Annotated in this window: 7 protein-coding genes; 2 read left to right on the forward strand and 5 right to left on the reverse strand. The window is 53.5% G+C overall.

What is annotated here, in order from left to right; all coding sequences use genetic code 11:
* Positions 1 to 4 precede the first annotated feature (4 nt).
* On the forward strand, positions 5 to 373 hold the full coding sequence (locus tag HMPREF3149_RS13240) for an alkaline phosphatase family protein (RefSeq protein ID WP_246819902.1): 369 nt from the start codon (positions 5 to 7) through the stop codon (positions 371 to 373).
* A 648-nt stretch (positions 374 to 1,021) separates the two neighbouring features.
* On the opposite strand, the gene HMPREF3149_RS00035 is transcribed toward HMPREF3149_RS13240, so the two are convergent.
* Positions 1,022 to 2,545, reverse strand: a complete 1,524-nt coding sequence (locus HMPREF3149_RS00035; RefSeq protein WP_070535463.1) for a sodium:solute symporter family protein — start codon at positions 2,543 to 2,545, stop codon at positions 1,022 to 1,024.
* 240 nt (positions 2,546 to 2,785) lie between these two features.
* Between HMPREF3149_RS00035 and HMPREF3149_RS00040 the strand changes: the two genes are divergently transcribed.
* The gene (locus tag HMPREF3149_RS00040; RefSeq protein WP_070535466.1) at positions 2,786 to 3,502 is read left to right on the forward strand and encodes a FadR/GntR family transcriptional regulator; all 717 of its coding nucleotides are present in this window, start codon (positions 2,786 to 2,788) and stop codon (positions 3,500 to 3,502) included.
* A 9-nt stretch (positions 3,503 to 3,511) separates the two neighbouring features.
* On the opposite strand, the gene HMPREF3149_RS00045 is transcribed toward HMPREF3149_RS00040, so the two are convergent.
* The 4 genes from HMPREF3149_RS00045 to HMPREF3149_RS00060 form a co-directional block, all read right to left on the reverse strand.
* Positions 3,512 to 4,222, reverse strand: coding sequence for an N-acetylmannosamine-6-phosphate 2-epimerase (locus tag HMPREF3149_RS00045; protein WP_070535469.1), 711 nt, complete (start codon positions 4,220 to 4,222; stop codon positions 3,512 to 3,514).
* Positions 4,223 to 4,263: 41 nt separating this feature from the next.
* Positions 4,264 to 5,205 (reverse strand): ROK family protein, encoded by a 942-nt coding sequence (locus tag HMPREF3149_RS00050; RefSeq protein ID WP_070535472.1) that lies wholly within the window; start codon positions 5,203 to 5,205, stop codon positions 4,264 to 4,266.
* A 22-nt stretch (positions 5,206 to 5,227) separates the two neighbouring features.
* The gene (locus HMPREF3149_RS00055; protein ID WP_070535475.1) at positions 5,228 to 6,181 is read right to left on the reverse strand and encodes a dihydrodipicolinate synthase family protein; all 954 of its coding nucleotides are present in this window, start codon (positions 6,179 to 6,181) and stop codon (positions 5,228 to 5,230) included.
* A gap of 116 nt (positions 6,182 to 6,297) precedes the next feature.
* Positions 6,298 to 7,038 (reverse strand): 3'-5' exonuclease, encoded by a 741-nt coding sequence (locus HMPREF3149_RS00060; RefSeq protein ID WP_070535477.1) that lies wholly within the window; start codon positions 7,036 to 7,038, stop codon positions 6,298 to 6,300.
* Positions 7,039 to 7,338: the final 300 nt, after the last annotated feature.

Consider the following 7,338-nt stretch of genomic DNA (forward strand, 5'->3'; position numbering starts at 1 on the left):
CACGGTGTTACTAGATACCCCCGCGCAACACTTCGATGTTGGTTTCACGTACTGCTGCAGTGTTGATGATGCCGGACATGTTTATGGCCTCATGGGAGATGAATACCGTGATGCTATTAGATCTGTTGATCAGCATGTCAAACGGCTTGTGGATGCCGTAAATACACGCGCCACCGAACATGGTGAAGATTGGCTCGTTGTCGTCACTACCGATCACGGTCACATCGATGAGGGCGGTCACGGCGGAAGCTCAGAACGCGAACGGGAATCGTGGGTCATCGCTTGGGCACCTAATGGCTCACTACCAGAGTGGCCATCTGAGATTGAGCCTCACAGGCTCTCTTCGCTCATTCTCTCCGAAAGAGCATCATAAGAATTACTTCGCAGGTTTCTTCGTGGGCAGTAAACCACCCGAGAAGGAACCTTGAAGCGTCTTGCGGGTTTGTTCTGCTTCTTTTCGCCCCTGTGCTGGTGGACCAAGCGGCGATAATACTCGGTTTCCATGAGGATGTCGGCCATTATCCACCTGTACACTGGCAAAGGCTTATTGTATTTGTGTGCGGTCCGCGCTGACCATTCCTACTGTGTACTGAACTGGGCTAAGGATAGCGCTCAAGATACAAACCTAGTCGAACAGCCTCTGCGGATGGTGCATACGCTGCGCGATGACTTTGTTGGCGGCCTAGGTTTCCACGCTGACCACGTAACACAATTCACCGCCGTGAAACTCTGGGTCGTTTGCCACAACTTGGGAATTGACAGTCCGTGGGGCGTACCGGTGTGTGCTGTGATAACACGACGACCGATAGCGCTGGGCAACCCGCGACGTCAAACGTAAACCCTTTGTCTAATGAATTGAACTTGTCTACAACTCTCGACGCCGGAACTGAAGCACAGGGGATCGTGAACCCCGTCGGCTCCGAGAACCACACCGGCTCAACCACCAGCAAAAACAAATAGATGCCTAGCCACTAAGAAGCTCCACTATGTATCCACGATTTGGGGAGCAACCTCACCTGCCTTACTCACTTTGTGTAACAGGTATCTGTTTGACGCCACGTCGTGTGTACTCAAAATCCTTTCCGTAAATGGTTAGACCAGTGATGTCGTGCTGGTCAGATGTACGGAAGATGAAGGATGCCAAGTATCCGATAACGAGAGTTCCTACGAAGGCGACAATCGAGACCAAGAATGGCCCCTGGTCCAGCTTTCCAGCAAAGTATGCAGCGACTGCTCCACAGATGAGCCCAATCAGAACGCCATGGGAATTTGCAGACTTCGTGAAAATGCCCAGGACAAATACCGCAGTGAGCGGAACTCCAAAAAGACCGGTAATTGCGAGGAACAGATCCCACAAATCCGACTGGTTGGTGATGATGAGATACAGAGCGACGGCCAATCCGAAGGAACCGGCAGCAATGATGACGACGCGAGAGAAAGTAACCGACGCTTCCTTCGATGAGAAGCGATTATAAATATCGACGACAACGCAAGCGGAAATCGAGTTGAGTGACGAGGAAATTGTCGACTGCGCAGCTGCCAAGATAGCAGCAATCAATAGTCCTGCGATGCCTGCAGGCAGCTCCGAAAGAATGAAATAAGGCACTACAGCAGAAGTATTGACTCCCTCAGGCAGGCCACCCTTCGCTTCGTAGAAGTTATACAAAGCCGTACCCATCCCGTAGAACAGCGGAATCGTTACGAGCGCTAGAATTCCATTAACAATGAGAGACTTCTTCGTCGCTTGAATCGTAGGAGTCGTTTGGTAGCGCTGAACGACGTCCTGAGAAGAGGTGTACTGGTGCAAGCTATTCAGTACATTTCCAATGAAAATGAACGGTATCGAGGTGAAAACAGCATTGGTAGTGAAGTTATCCGCTGAGTAGAATTTGCCTTCTTCCGCAGCGTTGACCACAGCGCCACTAAAGCCATCAGGAGTCATGGCCATGGCCGTCAGCACTACCGCTGCAGCACCGGCCAACAGCAGGATGCCCTGAATCACATCAGACCAAATCACGCCTTCCATACCTCCCAGGAAGGTGTACACAACGCAAAGAGCGCCTACAAATGCGGCGACGACCAGCGGGTTGATACCTGCCACTGACGTAATTGCCAACGTCGGCAAATAGATAACGATGGCGATTCGCCCAACGTGATAAAGAACGAAGAGGAGCGAGCCAAGAACTCGAAGGACTACGGAGAATCTCTCCTCAAGATATTCGTAGGCCGTTGTGACATCCAGTTTTCTAAAGAACGGGACATAGTAACCCACCAAGATCGGAACAATGGCAAAAATTGCAAGGTTCCCAGCCGAATAGGCCCAGTCAGTCAAATATGCCTTTTCCGGTGTAGACATAAATGTGATAGCAGACAGCGTCGTTGCATAGATGGAGAAACCTGCAGCCCAGCCAGGAATCCTGCCACCCGCTTTGAAGAATTCTTCCTGATCACTGCCGGCCCTTCGCGCAAAATAAGCGCCGACAAGCAGCATTCCGAGGAGGTAGAGGAGCAGAACTATCCAGTTGAGCGTTCCGAACGATTGCATATGGCTTTCCCTTCAGGGCTTTCAGTATAGTGAGCTAAATCACTCTTTCATCTTCCTATGCGATAAAGCATGTTGAAAGCTACAATACATCAGACGTCTGATGTGTAAAGGGCTTTAGGGCAAAATCGCCTTCCCCTGTCCATCAGAGGGAAGGATCTCTCCCCCCAACAGGGTTATTCCCTACAAATCCGACCGGGGTGGAAAGCTTAAAATCGATGGAAAGAATAGAGGGGATAGACAGTGCACACCGGATCGTGGGGTTTCAGCGAAACCGAAAAACGCCCTGCCTCAACTACACAGCAGGCTGTAGAAGGCATCAAGAAATTCATTCGAAACAACGCCCTCAAGCCTGGGGACACTTTGCCAACCGAATCCGAGCTCTGTGAAGAACTTGGCTTCTCTCGCTCCTCAGTCCGGGAGGCCATCAGAATCCTAACGACGTTAGATATCGTCGAAGTTAGGCACGGAACAGGAACTTTTGTCTCCGGTACATCACTCAAAGCCTTAGTTCAGGGACTCATCTTTCGAGCTACCCTCGACGCCGATGACAACCTTGAAACTCTTCGTAATGTGGTGGAAATCCGGCAGGCAATTGATCTTGCCATCGGGCAAGAAGTCACAACGAAACTAGAATCCTCAAAGCTACAACGGCTAAGCTCCATTGTCACCAAAATGGCCGCCAAGCGAGAACAAGGACTGAACTTTGCCGAGGAGGATCGGGAATTCCATCAGGTGCTGCTGTCCGAAATCGATAACCCGATTATCCGTGAACTCAATGATGTCTTTTGGCAAGTGCACATGAACGTCATTCCGCTCCGCAAATTGGAAGAACCACAGGACCTCAGCAGAACAGTTCGCGCGCACCAAGACATCGTCGATGCTTTACAAAATAATGACCTCAAGAAGTACCAAGATTCGGTGCTCGGGCATTACGAACCTCTCTTGACTTCACTGTGATGGGCATTGTCAGCTATTGAAGCTCCGAGTAATCCACACAGGATCTGTGATGGCAGTGCCAATGATGATTGCATCGGCGCCAGCCCGCTTTCCCGCAGCCACATCATCGCGCGAGGCAAACCTTCCTTCGCCGATCACAAAGGCATCCGTGCCGCAGAGCCGTCGCCCCTCTGTCAAGCATTCAAGATCCGGACCTTCAGTCTTATTCCGGAACTCTGTGTAGCCGGCCAGTGTCGTTGAAATGATATCCGCCCCCGCTTGGTGCGCCCGCTGCATTTCTTCCGGGGTAGAGCAGTCGGCCATCGACAAAACATTCAACCGGTGGCACTCTGCGACAAGATCGGAAAAACTAGATCCATCAGGCCTCGGGCGATCCGTGGCATCCGCACAGATAACAGCAGCCCCGGAATCAGCCAACTTGCGCACGGACTCTACAGTTGGAGTGATATAGACGCCCTCACTCCCCTCTTTTGTAAGGCCGAAAACTGGTACATCTACTGCGGCTGCAATTGCCTCGACATCCTTGATGCCTCCGTACCCGCCGCACCGGATTGCGCGGCTTCCGCCCTCAACACACGCACGAGCAACATGAGTCAAGGTGTGCGTGTCTCGCATCGGGTGGCCATCTGGCGCTTGCACCGAGACAATCACTGAGTTCCGAATCATGTCGCGAACTTCTTCTCGGCGTCCCTCCAGTTCACTACTCTTAAACCTAAACATAAATCTGAACCTTCTTCTGGATATATCGCAGATAAACAGTGCTAAAAAGCGTTGTCTCGAGCGAAAGCCGCAGCTCCCACTAGCGGAGCTGTCGCCGGCGATTCGGTTACCCGAACTGCGACGGAGCGGTTCGGCTTCAACGCAAAATCTTCTATGGCATGACGGAATGGCTCCTCCACAGCGGCCCCAATCTGGCATACACCGCCGCCTAAAACAACGGCATCGAGATCAAAAGCCGAAACAATACCAGCCACGGCTCGGCCAAGACCATAGGAATTCCCTCTAATAATCCGGGAAGCGAGTTCGTCCCCCTGGTGCATTCTTTCTACAACCTTTTCGAGGGGAAGCGCTAACTGGTCGCGTTCTTTCCATTGCACTCGTTCGCTCGTGGGGTTCGTAGAAAATTCTTCATAATACGCAGCCAAGCTATTGCCGCTCATAATGTTCTCGGCGCGGTCCGCAAAGCCCTGGAAATCGGCACACAAGAGTTCCGAGAACTCTCCAGCCGAACCGGTAGGTCCAGTCAGCAGACTCCCGTTATCACTTACCGCACCACCGACACCAGTTCCCAACGAAAGGTACAGGACTCTACCAGACTGAAAATCTCTCGCCGCTCCGAGCATCAGCTCTCCATAAGCCCAGACTCGCACATCGTTATGAACGGCACACGGAAGATCAACCACTTCTTTCGCGACTTCACGAAGATTGGTGCCAGCCCAGTTCTTAATGGTGGCCCCGTTGTAGGTGACGAGCCCCTCAGGCGCTTGAATGACTCCTGGCGAGCCAATACCGATTCGCTCCGGGAGAATGCTCGATTCCTCTAGCGCCAGCTGAATGGCTTTCTTGATCTGCTCCTGCGGCGACACCCCGGCTGGCTGGGTAGGAATCTTTCCCAACGCTACAGCCTGCGTTGGGTCTTCATCAGCCACAAAGCCCCAACCAACCTTTGTTGCACCGACATCAAGCGCAAGGGTACTAGTCACTCTTCACTCATTTCGTTATAGTTCAGCGAGATTGGGGCTCGATTACCTGAGCGGCATCGACGATCTCATGAATCTTAGCCAGCTCCTCATCATTCAGAGCGACATGCGGACGGGACATAAGCCCCGACGGGAATATACCCAGATGATGAAGCGCTGCCTTGAAGCTACCGAGACCTTGCGAGCTTCCGCCCATGCGGGTGCTATCGCCTACCCCAACGATGGTGAAGAGGTCACAAATCTTAGACTGCAGTTCCGCAGCCTCGGCATACGCTCCGTGCTCCAAAAGCCCATGCAACTTCACGTAGGAAACCGGATCCACGTTGCCCAAACCAGGCACCACACCATCGGCGCCTGCCAAGTAAGCGAAGTCGACCGTAGTTTCCGAGCCAGTCAGGACCACAAAGTCTTTCAGCCCAGCCTTGTTGCGAGCACTAATCAATGCACGCGTGTAGCCATCATTACCGCCGGAATCCTTGACACCAGCGATAACGCCTTCCTTAGCGAGGGAAATAAGAGTAGCTACATCCAACACCGAGTGAACGCTGACCGGAATGTTGTAAGCATAGATGGGGGTCTTTGGCGCGGCTTCATGTAGAAGTCGGAAGTGCTCAGCAATTTCTACATCATGGGTACGCACATAAAAAGGTGCAGTGGCAACTAGCCCTTCGACCCCTAGCGGGACTGCATCTTCAATGTGCTCAATCACTCGCGGAGCCGTCATGTCAATTACGCCTGCGATTACCGGAACTCGGCCTTGAGCCTGTTCCACGACGGTTGCGATGACTTCCTTGCGCTGTTCTCGAGTCAGGAAAGCTACCTCTCCTGAAGAGCCGAGAACGAACAAGCCATGAACGCCAGCCTGAATAAGCCGTTCAGTTTGGCGCTTGAGAGTCTCAGAATCAACAGAGTAGTCCTCATTAAACGGAGTCAGCAGCGGAGGCACCACGCCGCGCAAAATCTGTGTGCTTGCAGTCATATCTCGGGACCTTCCCATTAATCTTCACATTAGAGTCATAAGACATCATACGTCTCCTGCAGTTGTGGCGCAGTTCCCACTAGCGAAAAGAAGCGTAATAAGACAGCCGACTGCCCCTAGGCCGGCAACAACTCCGACGCCTCCCCTACCTCGCTGACCAGCAGCATGTCGCGCGCACGCGAGGCCGCAACATAAAGCAATGCACGCTCGCGCTGGAGCGCTTCGTCGGCTTCGGCGGGGGCGAGACCTTTAAGCAGGTAGTGCTGCGGGAGGGCCTCGGCGCTGACGTCGAGGAGGATGACGTGCGTGAACTCCAAGCCTTTGGCGTTGTGCATCGTCATGACTGCCACCGGACGCTCCGTGGAGGTGCGGCGGCCAGCACTGACTGCTACGTCGTGCTCACCCAATTGGCGGGCAATTTCTTCACCGCGCTGGTTGGTGCGGGTAAGTACGCCGATGGAGACATCTTCTTCGCCTTGGGTCCAGTCTTTGATGTGCTCAGCCAGCCTTGCTGCTTCCTCCGCTTTGGACGCCGAATGAAGCACAATAGGTGCTGGCCCCTGGCGCACTGAATGGTATCCGGTGAGCTCATCCACGTCTTCTTCAGAGTCCACCCATTCGGTTCCCTCCAGAATCGCGGTGGCATAGCCCAGGTTCTGCGCGGTGGTGCGGTAGTTCACGCGCAGCTTCGAGGAAGCGCGCCCGCAGGTTTCAATCCCGTAGTTGCGCAGTACGAGGCGCTGGCCGTAGATGCGCTGGTGGGAATCCTCGGCAATAAAGATGTCATTCGGGCCCGCTTGGCCACCGCGCGCAGGAACTTCCAGTGGCCGGCGTGGAAGTACTCCACAATCGCCCACACAGCCTTGCGCTCAGCCCTGGTCAGCGGCGTTCCCCGGCCGGTGCGGCGCGCACGCAAGTAGGACTTTTCATCCTTGATTCCCTGCGTCAGAATCACAGCGGAATACTCCTGGGAGAGGAACGTCGGGTGGGTGCATTGGTGGAACACTAAGCGACTTCACGAAGCATTGGACTACGCCACCCCACAGGAAGTAGAAACCGAGTATTATCTCACCCAGCCCATCAACACAGGGCTGTAAAGGAAGCGGAACTAAACCCAGGACGCTTCATTTCTTCCGCACAGACACACTAGCCAACCA

It is taken from the genome of Corynebacterium sp. HMSC05E07, from assembly GCF_001807225.1.
Taxonomy (GTDB): domain Bacteria; phylum Actinomycetota; class Actinomycetes; order Mycobacteriales; family Mycobacteriaceae; genus Corynebacterium; species Corynebacterium singulare.